This window comes from Priestia sp. JNUCC 25 (assembly GCF_053667915.1).
The window spans coordinates 5020457-5046989 of record NZ_CM132211.1; the positions used below are offsets into that span (position 1 = coordinate 5020457).

Annotated in this window: 20 protein-coding genes, 4 tRNA genes and 1 pseudogene; 6 read left to right on the forward strand and 19 right to left on the reverse strand. The window is 38.2% G+C overall.

All coding sequences use genetic code 11. The features are described 5' to 3' along the window. Window positions 1-274: 274 nt before the first annotated feature. Entirely contained in the window at window positions 275-1735 is a 1461-nt protein-coding gene (gene katA / locus JNUCC25_RS26315) for a catalase KatA (RefSeq protein WP_029319474.1), read from the forward strand. A 326-nt stretch (window positions 1736-2061) separates the two neighbouring features. Here katA and JNUCC25_RS26320 read toward each other — a convergent pair. Further along, a pseudogene (locus tag JNUCC25_RS26320) lies at window positions 2062-2217 on the reverse strand (ATP-binding protein); the annotation flags it as partial. Window positions 2218-2500: 283 nt separating this feature from the next. On the opposite strand from JNUCC25_RS26320, the gene JNUCC25_RS26325 reads away from it, so the two are divergent. After that, complete coding sequence (locus JNUCC25_RS26325; RefSeq protein ID WP_029319475.1) at window positions 2501-3952, forward strand: alpha-amylase; 1452 nt, start codon at window positions 2501-2503, stop codon at window positions 3950-3952. 30 nt (window positions 3953-3982) lie between these two features. Here JNUCC25_RS26325 and JNUCC25_RS26330 read toward each other — a convergent pair whose 3' ends face one another. From JNUCC25_RS26330 to JNUCC25_RS26340, 3 genes are all read right to left on the reverse strand, one after another. After that, entirely contained in the window at window positions 3983-5416 is a 1434-nt protein-coding gene (locus JNUCC25_RS26330) for an anion permease (protein WP_029319476.1), read from the reverse strand. 278 nt (window positions 5417-5694) lie between these two features. Further along, window positions 5695-6894: a class I SAM-dependent rRNA methyltransferase gene (locus JNUCC25_RS26335; RefSeq protein ID WP_029319477.1), complete on the reverse strand. Its 1200-nt coding sequence runs from the start codon at window positions 6892-6894 to the stop codon at window positions 5695-5697. 192 nt (window positions 6895-7086) lie between these two features. Continuing rightward, window positions 7087-8124: a PepSY domain-containing protein gene (locus tag JNUCC25_RS26340; protein WP_029319478.1), complete on the reverse strand. Its 1038-nt coding sequence runs from the start codon at window positions 8122-8124 to the stop codon at window positions 7087-7089. Between the two features lie 233 nt (window positions 8125-8357). On the opposite strand from JNUCC25_RS26340, the gene JNUCC25_RS26345 reads away from it, so the two are divergent. Further along, window positions 8358-9041 carry a response regulator transcription factor gene (locus JNUCC25_RS26345; protein WP_029319479.1) on the forward strand — a complete coding sequence of 228 codons (684 nt, stop codon included), beginning with the start codon at window positions 8358-8360 and terminating at the stop codon, window positions 9039-9041. Window positions 9042-9109: 68 nt separating this feature from the next. Then, a complete protein-coding gene (locus tag JNUCC25_RS26350) occupies window positions 9110-10483 on the forward strand; it encodes a sensor histidine kinase (protein WP_255286016.1) in 1374 nt (457 codons plus the stop codon). A 41-nt stretch (window positions 10484-10524) separates the two neighbouring features. On the opposite strand, the gene JNUCC25_RS26355 is transcribed toward JNUCC25_RS26350, so the two are convergent. Further along, window positions 10525-11367, reverse strand: a complete 843-nt coding sequence (locus JNUCC25_RS26355; protein ID WP_013059897.1) for a PepSY domain-containing protein — start codon at window positions 11365-11367, stop codon at window positions 10525-10527. Between the two features lie 381 nt (window positions 11368-11748). Here JNUCC25_RS26355 and JNUCC25_RS26360 point away from each other — a divergent pair, with 381 nt between their 5' ends. Both JNUCC25_RS26360 and JNUCC25_RS26365 read left to right on the forward strand, forming a co-directional pair. Next, entirely contained in the window at window positions 11749-13647 is a 1899-nt protein-coding gene (locus JNUCC25_RS26360; protein ID WP_029319481.1) for a PhoX family protein, read from the forward strand. Between the two features lie 416 nt (window positions 13648-14063). Continuing rightward, complete coding sequence (locus tag JNUCC25_RS26365; protein WP_029319482.1) at window positions 14064-15062, forward strand: tRNA dihydrouridine synthase; 999 nt, start codon at window positions 14064-14066, stop codon at window positions 15060-15062. Window positions 15063-15231: 169 nt separating this feature from the next. Here the strand turns inward: JNUCC25_RS26365 and rlmH are convergent, their stop codons facing one another. The 14 genes from rlmH to dnaB form a co-directional block, all read right to left on the reverse strand. Further along, window positions 15232-15711, reverse strand: a complete 480-nt coding sequence (rlmH, locus tag JNUCC25_RS26370) for a 23S rRNA (pseudouridine(1915)-N(3))-methyltransferase RlmH (protein ID WP_013085547.1) — start codon at window positions 15709-15711, stop codon at window positions 15232-15234. An 83-nt stretch (window positions 15712-15794) separates the two neighbouring features. Next, on the reverse strand, window positions 15795-15953 hold the full coding sequence (locus JNUCC25_RS26375) for a CxxH/CxxC protein (protein ID WP_013059901.1): 159 nt from the start codon (window positions 15951-15953) through the stop codon (window positions 15795-15797). 73 nt (window positions 15954-16026) lie between these two features. Continuing rightward, on the reverse strand, window positions 16027-17259 hold the full coding sequence (locus JNUCC25_RS26380) for a S1C family serine protease (protein ID WP_013059902.1): 1233 nt from the start codon (window positions 17257-17259) through the stop codon (window positions 16027-16029). A 57-nt stretch (window positions 17260-17316) separates the two neighbouring features. Continuing rightward, window positions 17317-18111: an MBL fold metallo-hydrolase gene (locus JNUCC25_RS26385; protein WP_029319484.1), complete on the reverse strand. Its 795-nt coding sequence runs from the start codon at window positions 18109-18111 to the stop codon at window positions 17317-17319. Between the two features lie 18 nt (window positions 18112-18129). Continuing rightward, the gene (locus tag JNUCC25_RS26390) at window positions 18130-18909 is read right to left on the reverse strand and encodes a two-component system regulatory protein YycI (protein ID WP_029319486.1); all 780 of its coding nucleotides are present in this window, start codon (window positions 18907-18909) and stop codon (window positions 18130-18132) included. Then, a complete protein-coding gene (locus JNUCC25_RS26395; RefSeq protein ID WP_028409756.1) occupies window positions 18896-20263 on the reverse strand; it encodes a YycH family regulatory protein in 1368 nt (455 codons plus the stop codon). The genes JNUCC25_RS26390 and JNUCC25_RS26395 overlap by 14 nt, the downstream gene beginning before the upstream one ends. Further along, complete coding sequence (walK, locus tag JNUCC25_RS26400) at window positions 20254-22161, reverse strand: cell wall metabolism sensor histidine kinase WalK (RefSeq protein ID WP_454222637.1); 1908 nt, start codon at window positions 22159-22161, stop codon at window positions 20254-20256. The genes JNUCC25_RS26395 and walK overlap by 10 nt, the downstream gene beginning before the upstream one ends. Before the next feature lie 6 nt (window positions 22162-22167). Next, window positions 22168-22875: a response regulator YycF gene (yycF, locus tag JNUCC25_RS26405; protein WP_013059907.1), complete on the reverse strand. Its 708-nt coding sequence runs from the start codon at window positions 22873-22875 to the stop codon at window positions 22168-22170. A gap of 262 nt (window positions 22876-23137) precedes the next feature. Next, window positions 23138-23210: transfer RNA gene (locus JNUCC25_RS26410), tRNA-Phe, on the reverse strand. 4 nt (window positions 23211-23214) lie between these two features. Continuing rightward, a tRNA-Asp gene (locus JNUCC25_RS26415) sits at window positions 23215-23290 on the reverse strand. A gap of 35 nt (window positions 23291-23325) precedes the next feature. Further along, window positions 23326-23397 (reverse strand) — tRNA-Glu (locus tag JNUCC25_RS26420). A 15-nt stretch (window positions 23398-23412) separates the two neighbouring features. Further along, window positions 23413-23485, reverse strand: a tRNA-Lys gene (locus JNUCC25_RS26425). 168 nt (window positions 23486-23653) lie between these two features. Then, complete coding sequence (locus tag JNUCC25_RS26430; protein WP_029319489.1) at window positions 23654-24940, reverse strand: adenylosuccinate synthase; 1287 nt, start codon at window positions 24938-24940, stop codon at window positions 23654-23656. 187 nt (window positions 24941-25127) lie between these two features. Further along, window positions 25128-26492, reverse strand: a complete 1365-nt coding sequence (dnaB, locus tag JNUCC25_RS26435; RefSeq protein WP_013059909.1) for a replicative DNA helicase — start codon at window positions 26490-26492, stop codon at window positions 25128-25130. Between the last annotated feature and the right edge of the window lie 41 nt (window positions 26493-26533).

A 26533-nucleotide genomic window follows, 5' to 3' on the forward strand; every position in this document is an offset into this window, starting at 1 on the left:
ACGAACACGCTTGCTTATATAAGCAAGCGTGTTTTTGATATGGTAATAGCCGGTCAAAATAATTGCACACCAGGCATTTTTATTATTAAACTAAATATACTATACAGAAAATTTTTAAAATAGTTCGTACACTTCATATGCTATATACCCCATTGGCTACATCTCAAAATCAACATTTCAAATTATAATAATTATAATTTAGTATTGATTTTTTATTTAAAAATGTTATTATTATTTCTAACATAATAAAATTCAAATAAGAGGTGGTTCTAAGATGACAACAAACAAGAATAACCTAACGACTAGTTGGGGAGCTCCGGTTGGAGATAATCAAAATTCAATGACCGCTGGTTCACGCGGACCTACTTTAATTCAAGATGTTCACCTTTTAGAGAAATTAGCCCATTTTAACCGAGAGCGTGTTCCCGAACGCGTCGTACACGCAAAAGGCGCCGGTGCCCACGGCTATTTTGAAGTGACAAATGATGTTTCAGCCTATACAAAAGCAGCTTTCCTTTCTGAAGTAGGAAAACGAACGCCTCTATTTGTTCGCTTTTCAACAGTAGCTGGTGAAAATGGCTCAGCAGATACCGTTCGCGACCCTCGCGGGTTTGCTGTTAAATTTTATACAGAAGAAGGAAACTACGACTTAGTCGGAAATAATACACCTGTATTTTTCATCCGAGATGCGATTAAATTTCCTGACTTTATTCATACACAAAAACGCGATCCACGCACACATTTAAAAAACCCGACGGCCGTTTGGGATTTCTGGTCTTTATCTCCTGAATCTTTGCATCAAGTTTCTATTTTAATGTCTGACCGCGGTATCCCGGCAACTTTACGCCATATGCATGGATTTGGCAGCCACACATTTAAATGGGTTAATGCCGAAGGAGATGGCGTTTGGGTAAAATATCACTTTAAAACAGAGCAAGGCGTAAAAAATCTGTCTCCAGACGTAGCTGCAAAGCTAGCTGGTGAAAATCCAGATTATCATACTGAAGATTTATTTAATGCCATTGAAAAAGGCGATTTCCCTTCATGGAAGCTGTACGTTCAGATTATGCCATTAGAAGACGCTGATACGTATCGCTTTGATCCGTTTGACGTAACAAAGGTTTGGTCACAAAAAGACTACCCGTTAATTGAAGTAGGTCGCATGGTCTTGGACCGCAATCCAGAAAATTATTTTGCCGAAGTGGAGCAAGCTACATTCTCACCTGGAACGCTTGTACCAGGAATTGACGTATCACCTGATAAAATGCTGCAAGGTCGACTATTCGCATACAGCGATGCACATCGCTACCGCGTGGGTGCTAACCACCAAGCGCTACCGATTAACCGTCCGCGCAATGAAGTAAATAACTATCAGCGTGATGGTCAAATGCGCTTTGACGATAACGGCGGCCGTTCTGTTTACTACGAGCCAAACAGCTTTGGTGGTCCGACAGAATCTCATGAAAACAAACAAGCGGCATACCCTGTTTCAGGCGTTGCCGATAGTGTTGCATATGATCATAACGACCATTACACGCAAGCAGGTGACTTATACCGCCTTCTAAGCGAAGACGAGCGTACACGACTAGTTGCAAACATCGTTGAAGCTATGAAGCCTGTAGAAAAAGAAGAGATTAAACTGCGTCAAATTCAGCACTTCTACAAAGCGGATCCAGAGTATGGAACACGCGTTGCAGACGGTTTAGGATTATCTGTTCCGCAGCAAGTAAAATAAAGAGATCAGTTTTACAAATGAGAAAATAAAGGTATTTTTCTCATTTTAGATTTTCATTTATTATCAATTAGTTTAACATTTTATCACTAAATAAGTATCCATATTTTATGGATACTTATTTAAATTCTTGTAAAAAGAGGAAGGGATGAAGAAATGATTGGACAAAAAATAAGATGTAATCAGTGTGATAGAGAAATAAAAGTACTAAAGCACAGTACACTTTGCGGTTGCGGAATAAAATTACGAACGCTAAAAAAAGAGAAGCAACCAGCATAATGAGGTTGCTTCTCTTTTTTTACTAGATATGCTGTTTATATTCACTCACATTAAAGAGTAATCGTTACTTTAAATAAATCTCCGTCAATTTCAATATTCAGTTTTCCTCCGTGCAAATCAATAATTGACTTAGCAATAGCTAAACCAAGTCTAGAGTCTTTGGTTTACCTCGAGGTATCCCCACTTTTAAAACGTTCAAACCGCTCCTCGTTTACAACTAGAATCGCATATTCGTCCATTGATTTCTCACTCTCCTTTCAAAAGTATGTCATGGGTCATTTCGTCTATGGGTTTTACTGTAAACTGCATTTTTTAAGAAAAAAGAAGAAAAAATTTTAAGATTTTCTTAAGCTTCATATGTTGAAAAAGGTTTAAAGAATAGGGATAACAGGAACGTTAAAAGAAAAAATATAATCAATTCCTCATTTGATTCTAAAGAACTATCCGTGAGCGATTATATCTTTTTATTTAAAAGGAGGATGATTTAACTTGGAACGGAATCATACAATTATGCAATTTTTCGAATGGCATGTGCCAGCTGATGGCGAGCATTGGCAACGCCTCAAAGAGCTCGCTCCTCAACTAAAAGAACAAGGAATTGATTCCGTGTGGATTCCCCCTGTTACAAAAGGTGTTTCATCAGAGGATAATGGCTACGGCGTTTACGACTTATACGATCTTGGCGAATTTGATCAAAAAGGGACCGTTCGTACAAAGTATGGAACCAAGCAAGAGCTGCATGATGCGATTGATGCCTGTCATAATCACGGAATTAATGTCTATGTGGATATTGTGATGAATCATAAAGCTGCAGCAGATGAAAAAGAAACGTTCCACGTCATTGAAGTGGATCCCATGAACCGAACAGAAGAAATTTCTGAACCTTTTGAAATTGAAGGGTGGACAAAGTTTACATTTGAAGGGCGCGGCGATCAATATTCTTCTTTCAAATGGAACTTTAATCATTTTAACGGCACTGATTACGATGATAAAAATGGAAAAGAAGGCGTTTTTCGTATTGCCGGGGAAAACAAAAGCTGGAACGAAAATGTCGATCAAGAGTTTGGCAACTACGATTATTTAATGTTTGCGAATATTGATTACGATCACCCTGAAGTTCGAGAAGAAATGATCAAATGGGGAAAATGGTTAGCAGACACCCTGCAGTGCGACGGTTATCGATTAGACGCCATTAAACATATTAACCACGATTTTATTAAAGAGTTTGCCCACGAATTGTCCTCTTCTCAAGAAAAGCCATTTTATTTTGTGGGAGAGTTTTGGAATCCAGAGTTAACAGCCTGTCAGGAATTCCTAGACGTGATTGATTATCAAATTGATTTGTTTGACGTATCGCTGCACTATAAACTGCATGAAGCCTCTCAGCAAGGAAGAGATTTTGATTTAACCACAATTTTTAATGATACATTAGTCAAGACTCACCCTTTGAATGTTGTCACATTTGTAGATAACCATGACTCTCAGCCAAATGAATCTTTAGAATCTTGGGTAGAAGATTGGTTCAAACAAAGTGCTTACGCTCTAATTTTACTTCGTGAAGACGGCTATCCTTGTGTGTTTTACGGAGACTATTTTGGGATAGGCGGAGAGCACCCTATTGAGGGAAAAGAAAAAGATATTTCCGCTCTCTTGCATGTACGCTATGACAAAGCATACGGTCAGCAAGACGATTATTTTGATCACCCGAATACCATTGGATGGGTAAGGCATGGTGTAGAGGAATTTGAGAAGTCTGGATGCGCTGTGGTGATGTCAAACGGCGAAGATGGCGAAAAGAGAATGTTCGTCGGCGAACACCGAAGTGGACAAACGTGGATCGACTTCACAAACAACCGAGAAGATCAAGTTGTGATTGAAGAAGATGGCTACGGACAGTTTCCTGTAAATGGCGGCTCTGTATCCGTTTGGGCTGAAGCATAAAAAAAACAGTGGCCTGCGCCACTGTTTTTTTTACCATAGACCGAGCAGTTTCCACCACAAGCCGCCAATTCCAATCCAAATGATAATATGAATAATTGAAATTAAAAAGCCGAGCGACCACCATTTTTGCTGCGTTACATATCCACTACCGAAGAACACCGGTGCCGGTCCACTGCCGTAGTGAGTTAAACAGCCAAATAAATTGCTAAAGAACGCTAAAATTAATGCTGACAGTAACGGAGGCGCACCAGCGGCCACGATGACAGATAAAAATGCTGCGTACATAGCGCTGACGTGAGCCGTATTACTCGCAAAAAAGTAGTGAGAATAAAAATACGCAACAGCTAGTACAATCAACGCCGTCATCCAAGACATATGACTAACAGTGCCTTTCATCAGATCACTGAACCAAGGAATCATGCCTAGATCATTTAAGAAGGTTGCCATCATAACCAACACAGCAAACCAAACTAATGTATCCCATGCTCCCTGTTCTTTTTTGATGTCCGACCAGCTTAGTACTTGCGTTAAAAGCAGCGTACATAGACCAATAAAAGCAGTTGTTGTTGCATTAATATTTAAATTAGCGCCAAAAATCCACAGCACAAGAAGGAGTAAAAATACGCCAATCATGTACCATTCTTCTTTCTTTAGCGGACCCATCTCATTTAATTTTTTTACTGCAATTTCAGATGCTTCCGGTGTTTCTTTTAATTCTGGCGGATACAGCTTATAAATAACAAGCGGAATAACAATTAAACTAATAATTCCAGGTACAATTGCAGCCGCTGCCCAGCCAACCCATGAAATAGTCTTTCCTGTAATTTGTTCCGTCATTTTAACAGCAAGAGGATTGGCCGCCATTGCTGTTACAAACATAGCGGATGTGATCATATCTCCTTGAAACGATACTTTTGTTAAGAAAGCACCGACTCTGCGCTCCGTACCGTCTCCAGTTCTCGATCCATATGTTTCGGATAAAGAACGAATGATTGGAAGAATAATTCCTCCAGCTCGTGCTGTATTAGACGGCATTGCAGGTGATAAAAGCAAGTCACTTACGATAAGAGAATACGATAATCCCAACGTCTTTTTACCGAACAAACGAACGAAGATATAGGCAACCCTTGTTCCTAGACCAGTCTTAATAAAACCTCTAGAAATAAAGAATGCAATAACGATTAACCAAATCGTCGTATTTTGAAAACCGCTGAGCGATTGTTCAAGTGTTAATGTATTAGTTAATACAATAATGGTTAAAGATAAAATAGCTACACTGCCTAATGGCAATGGTTTAATGATAAGCCCTACGATAGTAGCCACAAAAATAGCGAATAAGTGCCAAGCCTTCACATCAAGTCCGGACGGAGGTGTAATAAACCATAAAACAAGTCCGATTGCCAGACAAATTAATAAAGGAATAAATTTCACTTCGCCGGCAGGCTTTTTTGTTATTTCAGCCATAATCTTTCTCCTTTCATGTTTTTTAATAATAGTAGTAGTATGCTCTTTCTACTTCGTACCCAATACTTATCCCATTTAAAATAAAATAATTGTAAAAATACGTTTCGTAAGGATGATATTGTAAAATTGTGAAGTATTGAGCATAATTCCTTTATTATTTTATCATATATATTGACAATATTTATCTCCTACCTTCATTTTGTCCCCTTCAAATAGCTTGTAATCGTTATTTTATCAAAAATAAATAAACTGCATGAGTTCATCATGCAGCCTTGCATTTAGCGATTTATTTTTTGAATAAACACGACTTTTAAATAATTACCTGACTTAAATTCTTTTATTGTTTTAAAATCAGATGGAAGAGCGAACTGCTCCATCATTTTGTACCGTTCCCCTTTTTCATTAAAAGCTTTTTCAATAAACGAATGGAATTTTTTCATATCAAAATTGCTTGCATTCGTAGATGCTACAATGACACCGTTTGGCTTTGTAAGCGCAATGGCTTCTTTTAATAAATCTTTGTAGTCTTTTGCCGCGCTAAACGTATGCTTTTTCGACTTAGCAAAGCTTGGCGGATCTAGCACCACAAGATCGAAGGTCATGTTCTTCTTGACCGCATATTTAAAATACTTGAAAACATCTTCTACGATAATGTCCTGTGCTTCGTGATCAATTCCATTTACACTAAATTGCTCAATTGTTTTTGCCAAGCTGCGGTTGGCTAAATCGACACTTGTTGTTTTCGCAGCTCCTCCAAGAGCGGCCGCCACTGAAAATGCGCCTGTATACGAAAACATATTTAGCACGGTCTTTCCTTTTGCATATTTATCTCGAATCGTTTTACGGACGTCTCGCTGATCTAAAAAGACTCCCACCATCGCTCCGTCATTTAAGTAAACGGCAAAACGAATACCATTTTCTTTTACAATTAAAGGGAATTCACCTTTATCCCCTGCTACAAAATCATCTTCTTCAATATACTGCCCCTTTACGTTAAAACGTTTTTTCTGGTACAGCCCTTTAAAGTTAGGCGCAGACTTTAAGGCTTCAATGACGTATTCTTTAAATTGATAAATTCCTTCACTATACCAACTCATGACGTAATATCCGTCATAATAATCAATAATCAAGCCGCCGATTCCGTCACCTTCACTATTAAATATGCGAAAAGCAGTTGTGTCTTCAGACGCATAAAAGTCATGACGAGATGAAATAGCTTGCTGAATTTTTCTAGCAAAAAACGCCGCGTCAATTTGCTCACTTTTCTTCTTCGTAAGAATCCATCCGTAGCCTTTGTTTTGTTTTCCATAATAGCCTTTGGCTAAAAATTGATTCTTGGGAGTAACTAAGTTAATAATAACCCCTTCTTCTTGCAGTTTATGACCATCAACAAGCGCATCTTTTTCAATGAGTGGATAACCCTTGTTCACTTTTTTAATAAAAGTTTCTTTGGCTATAACTTGTACTTCTTTTCTCATGTGTACACCCTATCTATTTAATTTATTTCATTCTAGTTCTATCCATTTTACAACAATAATCTACATTTATCTTAACATAGATAAACAGCCCCGTTTCTAGTTATAAATAGAAAAGCAGAGGATGCCTTGAAGCACCCTCTGCTTGATATGAATGAAAAATGAAATGTATGTTTTATGTTTTAAGATAAAAAATTATGAGCACTCTTGTCCCGTATAAGCATCGAACTTAAGCGTCTGCTGCTTGCTTCCGCTAACTAAGGTTACTACGTATACAGTTATTGAGTTTTCTGTTATAAGCTCAATATGCTCTACTTTTCCTTCTTGATGTTTTAAAGCAAGATCTTTTACAGCGTTCTCCGTTAACAGTTGAAGCTTATCTTGTTTTACATTTGTGATTTCACCCGAAACCGCATCGATTGTAACCGTGTATTCCGTATTATCTTTGATTATTTTCACTGTGAAAATCGCTGCATTTTGATCATATTCTACCATTTTCACCTTACCTGCATATGTAGCCAATGCAAGATCTTTTGCATCTTGTCTCGTTAATACCTTCACTTCTTGCTGAGAAGTATTAACTACTTTTCCTGTGAAAGCATCTAACGTTACTGTATATTGAGTGCTATTTTTAAGAATCACTGCGACATACTGACTAGCGGATTCTTTAAATTCTAGACTATATACGTAACCACTATATTGTTTAACAATTGCTTCTTTTATTTTTTGCTCTGACATTAGCTGCAGCTCTTTTTTATTCTCATGAATGACTTTTCCCGTTAGACCATCTACAGTTAACGTATATTCTACTTTGCCATCTACTACAGTTAACGTATATTCACGCGTTTCTTTGTTAAAGGTAATAGATTGAATAGCGCCTTTATACTGCTTAGAAACAGATTCTTTCACTTGATTTTGTGTCCATAACTTCACTTCTTGCTTCTTTACTACTTTTCCAGTGCTCGCACTTACTTCTACAATTCTTTGCTCCAGGTTATTCGTTACAATTGTAATTACATACACACTTGATTCCTGCTTAAATTCCGTAGACGTAACTGTCCCTTTGCAATCTTGTAGAGCAATACCTTTTGCCTGAGCTTGCGAGATACTCACATGTTCAGTTGCTTCTGCTTTAGCTGTCTTCATTTCTGCAGCGTGACTCGTTGTAATAGAGCTAAATGCAATTGCAGTTCCTAAAGCAGATGTAGACAATACTTTTGCCCATTTAATCATCCTTGAATTTCCTCCTTTTTCACCATTAGACTTTCCGTCTAATTTATGGCGTTTTATCTAGTACGCCGTTCATTATGCAAAAGATTTCTGAGAATAAGACGAATAGAAGCTTAAAGTTAGCTGAAGATATAAGAATAGCTACTATTTTTCAGCTTGCTTTCAGCTATTATTCAGTGCTGTTTCAGATAAAAAAGCATAATAGAAAGTAGAGGAGCAAAGGAGTTTTCAACATGATGGAACAACTAAAAGGAATTAAAGTCTTGCTTATAGATGACGAACCAACTATTTTACAGTTTTTATCTTTGGGTTTAACGAATGAAGGATTTGATATTAAAGCTACCCAAGACGGAATTGAAGGAATTAATGTAGCCAAAGAATTCAAGCCCCATATCGCTATTGTAGATGTTATGCTTCCAGGAATGGATGGATTTGAAGTATGCCGCTTGTTGAAGAAAATGGGGAATATAGCTGTCATTATGCTAACAGCAAAAGATCAAGTAGACGATCGAGTAAAAGGGCTGACTATTGGAGCAGATGATTATATGGTCAAACCTTTCAGTTTTGAAGAACTTCTTGCGCGCATTCAAGCTAGAATCCGCAATCAATTTCCCAACTTATTAGACGAAGTATCAATCGGTCCATTTAAAATTGATGACCGCCGCAAAGAAATTAAATACCTTAATCACATACTTGATTTATCCCCTACTGAATATGCACTCTTAAAATTCTTGGTTATTAATCACGGTCTCGTACTAAGTAAATCCACCATTTTAGATCGAGTGTGGGGATATGATTTTGGAGGAGAAGAAAACATTGTAGAAGTATACATTCGATCACTGAGAGAAAAATTACAGGACCATAGCCGAACCGTCATTCGAACGCTTCGCGGTGTAGGATACCGGATTGATATTTCATGAAGCACAAACGGTTCTTTCATCTGAACTCTCTTCGCCTTCAGCTCTTATTCAGAAGTTTGCTTGTTATTTTGAGTTTACTGATACTGATAGGCTTGTTTCAATACGTGTTCATGAAGCAATTTATTTACACGAATAAAATTAAAAGCATCGAAGACCAAATTCACTTGATTCCCGATGATGTCTGGAAACATGATATTGAAACAAGCCAGAATGTAAAAAGATCAAGACCCATGGTTTATTTCCCGGGTGTTAATATTACCTTTATCAATCAAAAAAGCACATTTTTACGGCTGGCTAAGGATCCACATCATTCTTACTTTCCTAAGCTTTCTGCATCTACATATAAACAAGTAATGAAAAACATCAAACAGCCGGACAACACGATGAGCCTCATAAAGAAAATCGATGGTCATCAAGAGCAAGTCATTGTTTTAAAACCAATTGTCTTTGACGGAGAAATCCAGGGAGTTATTCAAATCAATACTCCAACAGAATCACTAAGAGACCTGTTGATCAGACAAATGATAATCTTTTTAATGCTTTCACTTACTGCAATGACCATTGCTTTTTTTGTTTTTTCTTCTGTTTTAAAACAGACGTTAATCCCTTTGTTTACTATTACTAAAAAAGTGGAGCATATTAATGCAGGAAGCTTACATGACCGCTTGCCTGTTAATCAAGGACAAATCGAAATGGATCGCCTTTCTCTTTCTATTAACGAAATGCTTGAGCGTCTTGAAGAAGCATTTAAAGCTGAAACAGATGCCAAAGAACAAATGCGGCGCTTTGTGGCGGATGCTTCTCATGAACTGCGAACGCCGCTTACATCCATTCATGGCTTTTTAGAAGTTTTACTAAGAGGGGCTAGCAGTAATCCAGACCAATTAAACGACGCATTAAAAAGCATGTATGGGGAGTCCAAAAGACTGCGCAAACTGATTCAGGATCTTCTGCTTCTTGCTCAGCTTGATCAACTTCCGACGTTTCAAAAAGAGTGCTGTTTTGTAGATGAATTGATTTTAGATATGAAACCTCAATTAATGCTATTGGCCGGGAACAGAAAAATTTTATTCGACTTCCCAAGCCCTTTACCATCAGACATTAACAAAGATCAATTTAAACAAGTTGTTTTAAACTTATTTTCCAACGCAGTACAGCATACAAATCCAACTACAGGAGTTATTCAAGTGATAGGAAAAGCAAATGAGAAAGAACTTTCATTAACAATACAAGATAACGGTCACGGCATTCCTCCAGAACACCTTGCTCATTTATTTGAGCGATTTTACAAAGCTGATGCTTCACGCTCTCGAGCATACGGAGGAGCAGGTTTAGGTTTAGCCATCAGCGCATCTATTATAGAGCTGCACAGGGGAAAAATACGTGTAAAAAGCAAATTAAATGTAGGAACTGCTTTTGAAATTGTATTGCCCTTAACGTAAAAAAAGACGATTGCTGTAAAGCAATCGTCTTTTTTATCAAATCAGCACACTTTTCCTGTTTGAGGGCTTATTTTTACAGTATGTTTTACATTGTCTGTTCCTTTGATCACAAACGTGTATGCTTGTTCACTGAACGAAACAGATTGAACCGTTCCTTTGTGCTGTTGAAGAGCAGCTTGTTTAGCTTGTTCTTGTGTAAACTTTACCGCTTCGACTTTAATTACTTTTCCAGTTTCAGCGTTTACTTTCACATGGTGATCTTTGTTGTCTTTTCCGTGGATCAAAAATGTGTATACATCATTTGCATATGAACTTGATTGAATCGTTCCGCTGCAATTTTTTAATGCAATCGTTTGAATCTGTGCTTTTGTAAATGCAGCGCTTTGAATTTGAATCACTTTTCCACTTTGTGCATTCACTTTTACGTGGTGATCACGGCTATCTTTTCCGTGAATTAAGAACGTATATACTCCATCGTTGAAGCCTACCGACTTAACCGTTCCTCCACAGTTTTTCAACGCTACTGCTTGTGCCTCACTTCGAGAAAAAGATAGTTTTTCAACCTTTACCACTTTTCCGCTGTGTGCATTTACTTTCACGTGATGGTCTTGATTATCTTGTCCGTGAATTAAAAACGTATAGGCGTTATTTTCAAAAGAAACTGATTGAACCGTTCCTCCGCAGTTCTTTAAGGCAATTGCTTTTGCTTGAGCTTGCGTATATGTTGCCGCTTCGGTATGAGCCGACGCTTTTGTTGAAGTAATGTGCTGGCCGTCTGAAGCAAATGCGCTTGTCATTGAACCAAGAGCGATAGCTGTTCCAATTGTGGCACCTCCCACCGCTTTTGCTACTACTGCTTTTCCTGCTAATACTTTTCCAATCATGATTATACCTCCGCCTAATTTCCAATGTATTTACAGCACAAGCTAAAGTTTTTAGCAGCGGTCATTTATCAAAATAGCGCTATTGGAGTAACGTTTTTTTCTGCTAAAATACCTTTCACTTTTGCTGTACGAGCCAAAGCGCTTCCTGTCGCCTTTAGCTATGTGTTTATTGTAAGAGCAGAACATGAATTCACTGTGAAGCCCAGCTGAATGCTATCTGAACAAATTCTGAAAGATAGCTGAATAACTTCTAGTTAAACTTGTCATGTAAATGTTCAACGTTCTTAACGACAGCTCAACAAATCCAGCGCTTCTCTTTATATTTCCTCAACAATCAAATGATTTAATAAGTGTATGAATACAATTTGGAGGTTATCAACCATGAAAAAACGAGTATCTCTTGGACTATCTCTCACTCTTTTAGCTTCTAGCGCCGCTTCTGCTTTTGCAGCAGAGCATCATCCAGTTCAACATCCAAAACAAATCAAAAGCGTCGAGTTTCAGCCAATGAAAGCACCTACTACGATTGAAAATATGATTAAAACGTATACAGAGGCATCTGTAAAAGTAACGTATAAAGATGGAAGCGTTGAAGAAACGCCGCTTAACTATAATCAACTCTTTCTTTCAAAAGATAAAATTGTCGATAATAAAGGGGAATTAATCGCCGCAGGTACACCGATCGATGCAAACGGGGATCCAATTATTGACCGAAGCGTTCCTGATAAGCCCTCACCGTACGTATCAGACGCACCGGATTCAAACAGCTTTATCACCATCAACGGTAAGTCTTATATTATTTCACATTATGAATATGAATCCGTTAATAATGCTGGAAAAGTGATTTCCGGTCTTCCTGCTTCAATGACGCTTACACAAGTTGACCGAGATGATAAAACAGGAAAACTAACCGTCAACCATGCTAAAAAAATTGATTTTTCTAATGTGAATGGTTTATGGACGCCGTGTAATGGCTCTACAACAGATTGGGGTACTCACCTTGGTTCAGAAGAATACGAGCCTGATGCACGTGCTTTTGAAGACCCTTCATCTAGCTCTTATAAAGACGTCACGAACTTCGCTAAGCTTTATTTCAGTGACACGTCAAAAGCAAATCCTTACTACTATGGCTGGATTCCAGAAATTTCAGTGGATGAAAGCGGCAATGCGTCCGTCGTAAAACATTACAGCACAGGTCGTTTTTCACACGAAATGATGCAGGTACTTCCAGATAATAAAACCGCTCTTTTTGGCGATGATGGATCTAATACCATGATGTTTATGTATGTAGCAGATAAGGAGAAAGACTTCTCAGCAGGAACGCTTTATGCAGCAAAATTCAAACAAACGAGTACGAACAATGGAGGTAAAGGCGAACTTCATTGGATTAAGCTTGGCCATGCAACAGACAGTGAAGTGAAAACAATAATCGACAAAGGCACAAAATTTAGTGATATTTTTGAAACAGCTGAACAGCCTACAAAAGGATTTAAAGCAGTCAAAACCGCCGCAAGTAAAAAAGTTGAATATTTAAAAGTAAAGCCTGGCATGGAAAAAGCAGCTGCCTTTTTAGAATCACGCCGATACGGTGCAATTTTAGGTGCAACATCTGAATTCAACAAGATGGAAGGACTAACGGTTAACAAAAAAGATAAAAAAGCGTATATGGCTATTTCTTACCAAAATAGTGCCATGCTAAAAGAATCTGGTGCTGTCCAAGATGATATCCAGCTTCCAAGATTAGAGTCTGGTGTGACCTACCAGCTGAACTTAGGATCGCATCAAAAAGACCAAGCAAAAGGCAAGATTAACAGTCGCTACGTTCCTGCAAGCATGGAAGGGCTACTGATTGGACAAGACCTAGAAAAAGCAGATGCATACGGTAATACAGCGGATCCAAATAAAATTGCCAACCCTGATAACCTTACGTATTCAAATGACTTAAATACACTCTTTATCGGAGAAGACAGCTCACTGCACACAAACAACTTCGTATGGGCTTACAATGTAAAAACCAAAAAACTATCGCGCATTCTTTCAGTTCCAGTGGGAGCAGAAGCAACAGGACTTCGTGCAGTAGAAAACATTAAAAACTCTCGCTACGTACTAAGCAACTATCAGCACCCGGGCGAGGACATCAGCGACAAAAATATTACCGCTGTTGATAAAGAAGAGCTAGCTAATGCAATGAAAGAAAGCATTGGCATTCAAGAAACAGGTGGTGTAGGATACATTTCTGGACTACCTTCTAAGGACGGCGCTCCTTACAAAAAGCATTAATACGTAATGAAGCCACGTCTGTTGTACAGTGACAGACGTGGTTTTTTATATATTATATAGTAAAAGTTATTTATAAAATCGTTTATCGTAATCATAATTATGGTGAATACTTTATAATATCCTTAGAGAAAGTGCCTAAACACAAACCAAATGCTTTAGGATATTTATTCGCAGGTATCCGGTACATGCCTTCAGGCTCGCTTTTAATTGCTTATACCCCACTAATACTAGATATAAAATTTGTTTCAATAAGTATTTCCAGCAAAACAAAACCACTCGTTCCCTTGCACTTTTCGTTCCATACCATTAAAGTATATATTGGTTGAAGTTTATACTGGCATTCAACCTGATAAAAGAAATTACACTTTTTAATTTTGGGAATATGTTTTCCCTAAAAGAAAGGGTTTAGATATAAGATGAAAGATAATTTTTGGCATGAGTTGCCGCGTCCGTTTTTTATTTTGGCACCGATGGAAGCTGTGACGGATGTCGTTTTTCGCCATGTTGTGACCGAAGCAGCACGACCTGACGTATTTTTTACAGAGTTTACGAATACGGAAAGCTACTGCCACCCGAAAGGAAAAGATAGCGTAAAAGGACGATTGACGTTTACAGAAGATGAACAGCCAATCGTTGCGCATATTTGGGGAGACAAGCCTGAATACTTCCGTCAAATGAGTATCGGCATGGCCGAAATGGGCTTTCGCGGAATTGATATTAATATGGGCTGTCCTGTACAGAACGTTGCAGGAAACGGAAAAGGTTCTGGTCTGATTCGCCGTCCAGATACTGCGGCTGAGATTATCCAGGCAGCCAAAGCTGGAGGGCTTCCAGTAAGCGTAAAGACTCGTCTTGGCTATACGCAAGTTGATGAGTGGTACGACTGGCTGAAGCACATTTTAGAACAGGATATCGTGAACCTTTCTATTCACCTTCGTACGAAAAAAGAAATGAGCGATGTTGACGCGCACTGGGAGTTAATTCCGGAGATTAAGAAGCTTCGTGACGAAGTTGCGCCTCATACGCTACTAACAATTAACGGTGATATTCCTGACCGCCAGAAAGGTCTTGAACTTGCTGAAAAGTACGGCGTTGATGGAATCATGATTGGACGCGGAATTTTCCATAATCCGTTTGCGTTTGAAAAAGAAAAGAAAGAGCACACAAGCGAAGAGCTATTAGAACTTCTTCGCCTGCAGCTAGATCTTCATGATAAGTATTCTGAAGAATTAGAGCCGCGCCCTTTCAAACCGCTTCGACGCTTTTTCAAAATTTACGTTCGCGGATTCCGCGGTGCAAGTGAATTAAGAAATCTACTCATGAGCACGGAAACAACTGACGAAGTGCGTGCGTTGCTTGATGAGTTTAAAGACAGAGCTGGAGTGAAAGAAGACGAAGGTTTTTCTGTTTCTTAAATAAGATCTCGTTTGCTTAAACTCAATTGTTCTAACATTTTATCGGAGAGAAGAATCTCTTGTTCTTTTTTATAGACGTGTGCTATTTATCCACATATGATAAAAGCTGAGGCAGAAGGTTTTACATTTCCTTCTGCCTCAACTTTTAATAAAAAAATATCCACACGTTCTATTTATGATAAGGTTCATTTCGAATAATACGAAAAGCTCGGTAAATCTGTTCTACTAATACTAGGCGCATAAGCTGATGAGGAAACGTCATCTTTGAAAAAGAAAGGGCTGCGTTTGAGCGTTTCATTACTTCGCTGCTTAAACCAAGCGACCCGCCAATGACAAACGCTATTTTGCTTTTTCCGTAGGTAGCTAATGAATCAATTTCTTTTGCGAGTTCCTCGGAAGATTTTTGTTTTCCGTTAATAGCTAATGCGATTACGTGAGTATCGTCTGAGATTTTCGCTAAGATGCGCTCTCCTTCTTTTTGTTTCACCTGTTCCATTTCAGATTCACTTAAGTTTTCTGGCGCTTTTTCATCTGCAAGCTCAATAATTTCTACTTTTGCATAGCTTGATAAACGCTTTAAATATTCTTGAATGCCTTGTTTTAAGTATTTTTCTTTTAGCTTCCCAATGGTTATAATAGAGATATTCACAGGCTATTCTCCTCTCTTCTATCTCTTATCCACAGATATTATCCACATATCCACATGCTATATCCACATTTTGTATAAGAATATTAGTTCCCTACTACATATACAGCTTCATTGTCACAATATTCACAGCTTTTTTTGTCAGTGGAATTTTCTATTTTTTCAAAAACCGGCGCTAGCTCAATCTCATCTACCATTACATCCAGCGCTAGTTCTGTATGTTCTAAACAGCAATATATCTTCATGTATTTATCTTCCTTTCTCTATTCTTTTCATTAAAAAACCACAGGAGTTTATCCCCTGTGGATAACTTTTCTTTCACTTCATTTGACGCGTTAATTTTACTTCTGTGGATTTCTTTTTGCCATCGCGATAGAACGTTACGTTCATTTTATCGCCAATTTCTTTTTCAATGTAGAGGTGTTTGCGAAGTGTCGCAATGTCCCTTACTTTGCTGTGATCTAACTCAACAATTACATCATATTCCTTTAATCCGGCTTTAGCGGCTGGCGAACCTGGCTCGACTTTTAGAACAGCAACTCCGTTTACTACATCATGCGGTAACTTAAGGGTTTCTTTTAAATGATACCCTGATACCTCACTTAATGATAGTGTACTAACTCCAAGATACGGACGTCTGACTTCACCATATCGTTCTAAGTCATTAATAATGGGCCTAGCCATGTTGATTGGAATGGCAAGACCAATGCCTTCTACTGCTTCTTGGGCAATTTTCATGGAATTAATACCGATTAATTCACCATCAATATTAACAAGAGCACCCCCGCTATTACCAGGGTTAATGGCGGCATCTGTTTGAATAACTTCTGATTGCCAATCAGGGTTTCCATCGCCATTCAAATCTTGAGGAATGACACGGTTAACCCCTGAGACAACTCCTTGTGTAACGGAGCCAGAAAATTGAAGGCCTAACGGGTTTCCGATAGCAATCACTGGTTCACCAGCTTTAAGCTTATCAGAATTTCCGAAGGTAGCCACTTTTGTCACGTGGCCTGCGTCAATTTCAAGAACTGCTAAGTCCATTAAATCATCGCTGCCAAGAATTTTAGCCGATACCCTTGTACCGTTACTGAAGCTCACTTCAATTTCGTTAGCGCCTTTAATGACATGATAGTTTGTCACAATATAAGCTTTGTTGCCTTGCTTTTTGTAAATAACACCTGAGCCCGTTCCGGCATCAGTTCGTTCATCATTCCAAAAGCTTTCAGAGTTCTGAATGTTTACAACTCCTACAACTGCTGCATTGGCTTCAGAAACAGCTTTTGTGACGGCCGTAGTGACGTCAAGAGATACTGATTTTTGGATGGTAGATCCCGTTTGTTCATCTCTATTTTCATCCGTCATCCATCCATCTGGCAAAATCCCGTTCCTCACCAAGGCTGGCATAAGAAGCAGTACAATAAGTGCACCTATAATTGCTCCAATCAGAGCAGAAGCGAAATATCCTCTGCGGCGTTTAGGCGGCCGACTATTTGGCTCTTGGCCTTCATCATAATGTTCCACACTATCACCGAACCCTTCATTTATCATCGTGAATGTCTGCATTCACGTACTAAATGAAGTTATTTTTCGCTTCCTTTCTAGAGACTATACATAAACAATATCAGTTGGTCTTTTTGGGTCTGTATCACATAGGAGAATATTGTCCTCTACATTGATGTCTTTTTGTTGTAACACTTGCGCAACAGACATGCGGGCAATTTCCTTCATGTTATTGTCTTGACTCAAATGCGCTAAGTAAATGCGTTTGGTTTGATCTCCAATCACATCTGCCATTGCAAGAGCCGCGTCTTCATTTGATACATGTCCCACGTCGCTTAGAATTCGTCTTTTAATGCTCCAAGGGTAGCGCCCCATTCTCAGCATTTCAACATCATGATTGCTTTCAAATACGTACATATCGCTATTTTTAATCGTACCTTTCATGCGGTCACTTACATAGCCGGTATCCGTAATAAGGGTTAATTTTTTAGATCCTTGATGAAAGACATAAAACATAGGCTCTGCAGCATCATGCGAAACGCCAAAAGACTCCACTTCCAATTGGCCAAACGATTTCGTTTGGCCAATTTCAAAGTGAAACTTCTGTTCCGTATCAATGTTGCCGATCAAGCCACCCATTGCGTTCCACGTTTTTTCATTTGCGAAAATAGGGAGCTTATATTTACGTGCCAGAACACCTAGTCCTTTAATATGGTCACTATGTTCATGAGTCACTAAAATTCCTGATAAATCCGGGATATTGCGATTTACTTGTTGAAATAGAGCTTCCATTTGTTTTCCGCTCAGCCCTGCATCAACTAGTAAGGAATGTTCTCCATCACTTACTAAAATCGCATTTCCTGTGCTCCCACTCGCTAGCACGCTGAAATGCAGGCTCATTTATCTCACTCCAAATACTTATTTATTTCCTTTTTTAATAATCTGCCCTTCAAAGGCATTGACAAAATAACTCGTGTCTCCATTTACAATAACATGCCAAGTTGGTGCTAAAACTTGAGAATTTAATAACGGCAGATCAAACGTATAGTACCCAAACTCTACTTTTGTTACAGAATCTTTCTTTTTCAATTCACCCTTCAAAAACAAATTTTCCAATGCTTTTAAAGGCGTTAAAACATCCTGCTCATCATCCAACGTTTTCACAGAACCCAGCATCGTTTGTTCATAAGAAATAATTTCATCTTTGTCATTTAAGTGAGCAACAATCATGCCATTTTCATTATCAAAGATTTTATGCTTCTTATATTTTTGAAAGAATGTAACTGTTTTTTTCTCTTTGTTAACATTCCATAGCTCATAATCCTTACCTGAGATCACATACCGTTTTAGAAATTGACTTAGCTTTGCTTCGGGACTTTTTTCAGGTACTGAAAAAGGTTTGTCTAATGCGCTTCGAATTGTTTTTTCCTCAAGCAGCGTTGCTTTTTGTTCTTTAAGCTTTTTTAAATCTTCATCTTTAAACAGTTTGCTTTTAGCATTTAACGACGAAGCTTCCTTCACATCTACAGGTAAATGTTTATATTCAATGCCTTCACTCGTTAATTGTTCTTCAACGCTCGACTCTACAAATAGAGAGTACTGATCTTCTTGATGAGTTTTAAAAATCTGATAGCCTAAGTAAATATTAAGAATCAAGAAAGTGAAAATAAAGATGGTTTTTGTTCTATTCCAATCCATCGTTATCGCCTCCTTCGGTCGGCGGTGCAATTCGATACCACTTGCTATTATAATAATAGAACCAAGAAGGAACGAGTTTGACAGAGTTAGAATTAAACTCAACCGTCTTTTCACCGGTTTTTGGCTGCTGTGAGACTTCTTCTAGCTGATAGCCTATTGAAATATCTTTTAACAGATTCGGGTCAAAGTTTTGGTGTTTTTCAATTAATTGAATCACTTTTTGAGATGACTGCAGCTTTTCTACACTGGAATCCTGTACTCTTACAAAACGATAAAGAGGACGACGGTAATTTAAAATCTCCGCATTTCCCCATCTCTGATATATTTCAGTCATTCCCTGATTGCTGTACACGGGATAGTTATCTTTATAATAACGATAGCTAATTTCTTTTGTAATACGATTCCAGCTGTTGAACCTGTAATTAGATTCCGTCCAGCCGCCGTGGTCATTAACGAAGCTAAAGCTGCGATTTATTAAATTATAATCTTCCATTACCTCGGTCGTAGAATTTACAAGATTCACATATTCCATCACATCTGTCTTCGTATTAACATTAATCACTTTTGTACCTTCGGTGTAGACATCTCGGTTTGTAGACGTTTCTTTCCGTGCATAGTCTGGGTTGTTAAAAAGCGCTTCTTTATATTTTTCAATATCTAAATGCCTCATGCTCGTATAGTAGACTTCACTATTCATCGTGATATTGTTTTCTGGAAGGAAGATATACCGATTTTTGTTTTCTTTATATACAAAGCTCGGGGCATACGTACGTTTCATTTTATCTTCTAATTCTTTGATATCATCTTTGGCCAAATTCTTGACTGTAACCGAATAAATCTTTTTTTGCTCATAATTCACAAGATACACGCTTACGAAAAAGGAAGGTGTACGCTTAATTTTAATGAGTACACGGTCAAATGTTTGATTAGGCAAAGACGTTTGAGAAAATGAAAAAAGCTGTTGAAATGTTTTCAAAGGTAGCGCGTCTGGATACAACACTTCAATAGAATTACTTCCATGGACATAATTTAAAAATCCATCAGGAGAAATAGCATCCGAAACGTCCGTCACATTCGAAAATTTCCACTTTTTCATTTCATTTACCCATTTGTTTACATCATCTTCGTCGTGAGACATGTAGTGATTATCGTTTCGATGATAGAGAACTTCTGTTGGAAGAATATGATCTTCTATTTTACTTTTTGAACTCACTTCAACTTCCTGCAAATGTTGATTTTTTGAAATGACCTTATAAGAAGGCTGATACGTCCATATATGATACGTCATAATTAAACTGGAAGCGACGAGAACAACTAAGATGGCCGTTTTGATATGTTCATATCTCATTCCCATTCGTCATCATTCTCACTTTCAATCGGAAGAGTAAAGTAAATCGTTGTTCCTTTTCCTTCCTGACTATCTGCCCAAATACGTCCATCATGTGCTTCAATAATTTCCTTGGCAATAGCAAGCCCTAATCCTGTTCCGCCTAATTTACGCGTTCGTGCTTTATCTACACGATAGAAGCGTTCGAAAATTTTAGCTAAATTTGATTTTGGAATTCCCATACCTTGGTCTTTAATGCTCACAACAATTTCATGCGTATGCTGAGCAATTGAAAATGTAATGGTTCCGCCTTCAGGTGAATATTTTATTGCATTAGAAATAATGTTATCTAATACTTGTGTAATTTTATCTTGATCGATAGCGGCATAGATTGCTTCATTTGGCAAGTCGCGCACGAACGAAATACCTTGTTCAATTGTCATTTCAAAGCGATCAATGATGTAATGATAGAACTTCACAAAATTGATTGGGTCACGACTAAATCGGTAGTCTTGGCTATCTAGCTTAGATAATTGAAGCAAGTCGTTAACGAGACGAATCATTCGTTCTGTTTCCGTTTGCGTTACATTTAAAAATGTTGGAGCTAAGTCCTTATCTTGCCATGCTCCTTCTGCAAGCGCATCTAAATAACTGCGCATCGTTGTTAACGGCGTACGCAATTCATGTGAAACATTGGCTACAAATTCTCGGCGATCTTGATCAATTTTCTCCTGCTCTGTAATATCATGCAAGACAATGATAATCCCGTTAATAAAACCGGTCTCTTTTTGAATAGCGGAAATGGTAGCTCTTAAAATAAAGGGATCTGATTTTGTACTAAAGTCCAAAATTAATGACTCTTGATTAGCGAGCAAGCTTTCAAACGTATGCGTTTCTTCAAGATCTAATAGGGAAACAACTGGATCAGACAAAACCGTTTCACGTGAAACATTTAGCATAGCTGCAGCTGGATCATTAATTAAAATTACTCTTCCCTTTCGATCCGTAGCAATAACGCCGTCCGTCATATGAGCTAATACCGAACTAAGCTTACGGCGCTCCCCTTCTGTAGTTGCCTGTGCTTCTTGAAGCTTTCTTGTTAAGTTGTTGAATGTGAGAGCTAGCTGACCAATTTCATCATACCCGTATACCTTAGCTTTTCTCGTAAAATTCCCTTTGGCCATCTCAAGTGCTTGTTTTCTCATTTCAGACATTGGACGAGTAATCGTCTGAGCTAAAAACACGCCTAAAATAGCTGTAATAAAAAGAGCAATCACCGTACCTGCCTTAAAGATCTGATTGATATTACTCATTTGATCGTAAACAGGCTCCATGGAAGCTGTTAAGTAAATAGCACCTAAGATTTCTTCGCTAGACTGAACTTTTCCATTTTTATTAGTTGAATTTGATTGACTGGCACCTACTTTATCCTGTAAACGAATAGGCTGTATCATAACTCTGATTCGCTGTCCGCTTTGATCAACAAATACATTATCAGAGTTCGTTCCTGCTAACAACGCATTTGTAATCGCTAAATCATTAGTCTTTTTACCTATGATCTGTTGAGGATTTGAGTTCGATGTAGCAATGATTCTTCTATTTTGGTCAATGACTCTTACTTCAGAGATGTCATTCATATCATTTGAAGCTAAATTGGGTCTTGAAGCAAAATCTCGTAAAATAGTCTTTAAGTCTTCCTCAAGAGTGGGCGAATCATCATCACGATTTTTCACCATTTCTTGTCCAATGTTATACGTCAGCAAGTCTGTCCGCTCTTGAAGAGACGTTCGAAAGTTGTTAACTAATTCTTTTTCTAATTGTCGTGCAAAATAGACCCCAATAATTTGCATCGCAATTAAAATGAGCAGCACATAAATCAATACAAACTTTAAATGAATAGATTGCAGGAGCCTTACTTTCTTCATCTAAAATTACTCCTGCTCTGGGCTGCGTAAATAATAGCCTACTCCACGTCTTGTTACAATCCACATTGGATGGCTTGGATTATCTTCAATTTTTTCACGTAATCTTCGAACTGTTACATCTACCGTACGCACATCACCAAAATAGTCATAACCCCATACAGTTTGAAGCAAGTGTTCACGCGTCATGACTTGTCCAATGTGCTTCGCTAAATAATGCAGCAGCTCAAATTCACGGTGAGTCAGTTCAATCGTTTCTCCGCGCTTAGACACGATATAAGCATCTGGGTGAATAACAAGTGCTCCAATTGTAATTTCATTCGTTTCGCTTTCTTCCGTTGGAGCAGCTACCTGCTGATGTCTACGCAAATTAGCTTTTACACGTGCTAATAATTCACGCGTACTAAACGGCTTAGTTACATAATCATCTGCACCTAATTCTAGACCTAAAACTTTGTCAATTTCAGAGTCTTTTGCTGTTAACATGATAATTGGCATATCATATTTTTTGCGTACTTCTCGGCAAACTTCCATTCCATCTTTCTGAGGAAGCATAATATCTAATAAAATCATTTCAGGCTGTACTTCTTCCACTTTTTCAAGTGCTTCTACGCCATCATAAGCACAAAATACTTCGTAACCTTCTTTTTGCAAATTAAATTTTAAAATATCTGCAATCGGCTTTTCGTCATCTACGACTAAAATACGTTTATCCATGATCATCGTTCTCCTTTATTAGTTGAAGCAAAATATAAAAGATAGTATTCATACTGTTTGAATACCGTAGTTTTATTATACTTGATAACCCTTGAAACGTCACAAGTTCATCCTCTACTATACATGAAGATATATGATTTTCAACCATCTCTAAATACAAAAGTAATATATTACCACAAAAGAGATACAAAGCAAATAACGTTTTCTTTTAAATGTAAATAAAAGAAAAAAGCATGACTTTAAATAAAGTCATGCTTTTTGATGGCTCGGGACGGAATCGAACCGCCGACACAAGGATTTTCAGTCCTTTGCTCTACCAACTGAGCTACCGAGCCAAAATGGCGGTCCCGACGGGAATCGAACCCGCGATCTCCTGCGTGACAGGCAGGCATGTTAACCGCTACACCACGGGACCTCAGTCTATATGCTATGTATTAAAAATATTAAAAATGACCCGTACGGGATTCGAACCCGTGTTACCGCCGTGAAAGGGCGGTGTCTTAACCGCTTGACCAACGGGCCACGTTGTAACAAAAGTGAGCCATGAAGGACTCGAACCTTCGACCCTCTGATTAAAAGTCAGATGCTCTACCAACTGAGCTAATGGCTCATGTTATATCTCTTAGCGACGCTTATTATAATAACATGATATTTCATATGAATGCAATAGTTTTTTTAAAACTTTCTTTTTATTATTGAGCTTTTTTTAAAAATCTTGTTAACAAAGCACCAATTATAAATAAAAAAGGTTAGCTCACGAGGAGCTAACCTTTTTTATTTAGCTATATACACCACGTAATACATTTGTTTGTGTGCGATCTGGACCTACAGAGAAAATAGATAAAGGAATACCTGTTAATTGAGACACTCGCTCTAAGTAGTGGCGAGCGTTATCAGGTAACTCATCTAATGTTTTCACACCCGTAATATCTTCTGTCCAACCTGGAAGCTCTTCATATACAGGTTCGCATTCTGCAAGTGTTTTTAAGCTAGCAGGGAATTCTTCTATAACTTCCCCTTTATAACGGTAAGCTACACAAATCTTTAATGTCTCAATTCCCGTTAATACATCAATTGAGTTTAAAGATAAATCTGTGATTCCGCTAACGCGACGAGCATGGCGTACAACTACACTGTCGAACCAACCTACACGGCGAGGACGACCAGTTGTTGTACCATATTCACGTCCTACTTCACGGATTTGATCACCGATTTCGTTTGTTAATTCAGTTGGGAAAGGACCGTCACCAACACGAGTTGTATACGCTTTTGATACACCTACAACGTGTTTGATTTTAGATGGACCTACACCAGAACCAATTGTTACTCCACCCGCTACTGGGTTTGAAGATGTAACAAATGGATATGTTCCTTGGTCGATATCTAACATAACACCTTGTGCGCCTTCAAATAGTACACGACGTCCTTCGTCTAACGCATCATTTAATACTACTGATGTGTCAACAACATATTTTGCAACTTGTTGACCATACTCATAGTACTCATCTAAAATTTCTTCTAATGTAAAGCCTTCTACTTCATACATTTTTTCAAGAAGGCGATTCTTTTCAGCTAAGTTTTGTGTTAATTTTGCTTCAAATACTTCACGGTCTAGTAAATCGGCAATTCGAATACCAACACGTGCTGCTTTATCCATATAAGCTGGTCCAATACCTTTTTTCGTTGTACCAATCTTATTTTCACCTTTACGTTCTTCTTCAACTTCATCTAATTTTAAATGATACGGAAGAATCACATGAGCTCGGTTACTAATACGTAAGTTTTCTGTTGTTACACCGCGATCATGTAAGTATTTTAATTCTTGAACAAGCGCTTTTGGATCGACAACCATACCGTTTCCAATTACACATGTTTTGTCATTATAAAAAATACCTGAAGGAATTAAATGTAACTTATAAGTTTCACCATTAAACTTAATTGTATGACCTGCATTGTTCCCACCTTGGTAACGTGCAATCACTTCTGCATTTTCTGATAGGAAGTCTGTAATCTTCCCTTTTCCTTCATCTCCCCATTGTGTTCCTACTACAACGACTGAAGACATATCTTAAGCACCTCCGCTTAGTAAGCAACAGCTCACTACGACATAATTTAACCATGGATAAGTGTATCAATTTATCACGCTAAAGTCAATTAAATCCGAACGATTTAACAAAAGTTATTACAAATATATCGTATTTTGCGGAACGAATGCGATAACAATAAAATAAAACCTCTCATATTGAGAGGTTTTATGCACCAGGCGGCACTCCTGCGTCATCAAAGCGCCGCTCGAGATTAACGAATTTATTGTACTCTTTTACAAAGGCAAGCTGTACGGTTCCAACTGGACCGTTACGCTGCTTGGCTATAATAATCTCGATAATATTTTGATTTTCTGTATCTTTTTCATAATAGTCTTCACGATATAAGAAAGCTACGATATCGGCATCCTGCTCAATACTTCCGGATTCACGGATATCAGACATCATTGGTCGCTTATCTTGTCTTTGCTCTACTCCACGGGAAAGCTGTGATAAGGCGATAACAGGAACTTCTAATTCACGAGCTAAAGCTTTTAACGCACGAGAAATTTCAGATACTTCCTGCTGTCGGTTTTCTCCGCTTCGTCCATTTCCTTGAATGAGCTGTAAGTAGTCAATTAAAATCATCCCAAGCCCGCCTTCTTGTTTCAAGCGACGACACTTAGAACGAATTTCACCTACACGAATACCCGGTGTATCATCAATATAAATCCCTGCATTGGACAAAGATCCCATTGCCATAGTGAGCTTTCCCCAGTCATCAGCTGTAAGCGAACCTGTACGCAGCCTTTGTGCATCAATATTTCCTTCCGCACACAGCATCCTCATAACAAGCTGCTGAGCACCCATCTCTAAACTGAAGATGGCTACGTTCTCATCCGTTTTCGTTGCAACGTTTTGCGCAATATTTAAGGCAAAAGCCGTTTTACCTACAGATGGTCGAGCCGCTACAATGATTAAATCATTTCGCTGGAACCCTGCTGTCATTCTATCTAAATCACTAAACCCGGTTGGGATACCTGTAATGTCACCTTTTCGATTGTGAAGAACTTCGATATCATCGTACGTTTGTACAAGTACATCTTTGATATTTTGAAACACACCGCTGTTTTTACGCTGTGCTACTTCTAAAATGTTTTTTTCCGCTTCATTTAATAAAACTTCCACTTCGTCTTCCCTTGCATATCCTTCTGAAGCAATATGCGTTGCAGTACGAATTAAACGGCGTAAAATCGACTTTTCTTCTACGATTTTACCGTAATACTCTACGTTTGCAGCCGTTGGAACAGAGTTAGCTAAATCACTTAAATACGATACGCCGCCAACTTCTTCTAGGATTTTTTGGTCAGCTAATTCAGACGTTACCGTTACCAAATCAACCGGTTCACCTTGGTCAGAAAGTTTCAGCATACATGTAAAGATTTTCTGGTGCGATGCCCGGTAAAAATCTTCAGGTATTAGCAGTTCAGATGCTAAGGTTAAAGAAGAAGGCTCTAAGAAAATGGCCCCTAATAGCGCTTGCTCTGCTTCAATATTCTGAGGCGGAAGACGATCAGCAAAAAGATCACTCATATTTCTATGCCCCTCTTATATTCTTTCAGTATTTTCTTTCA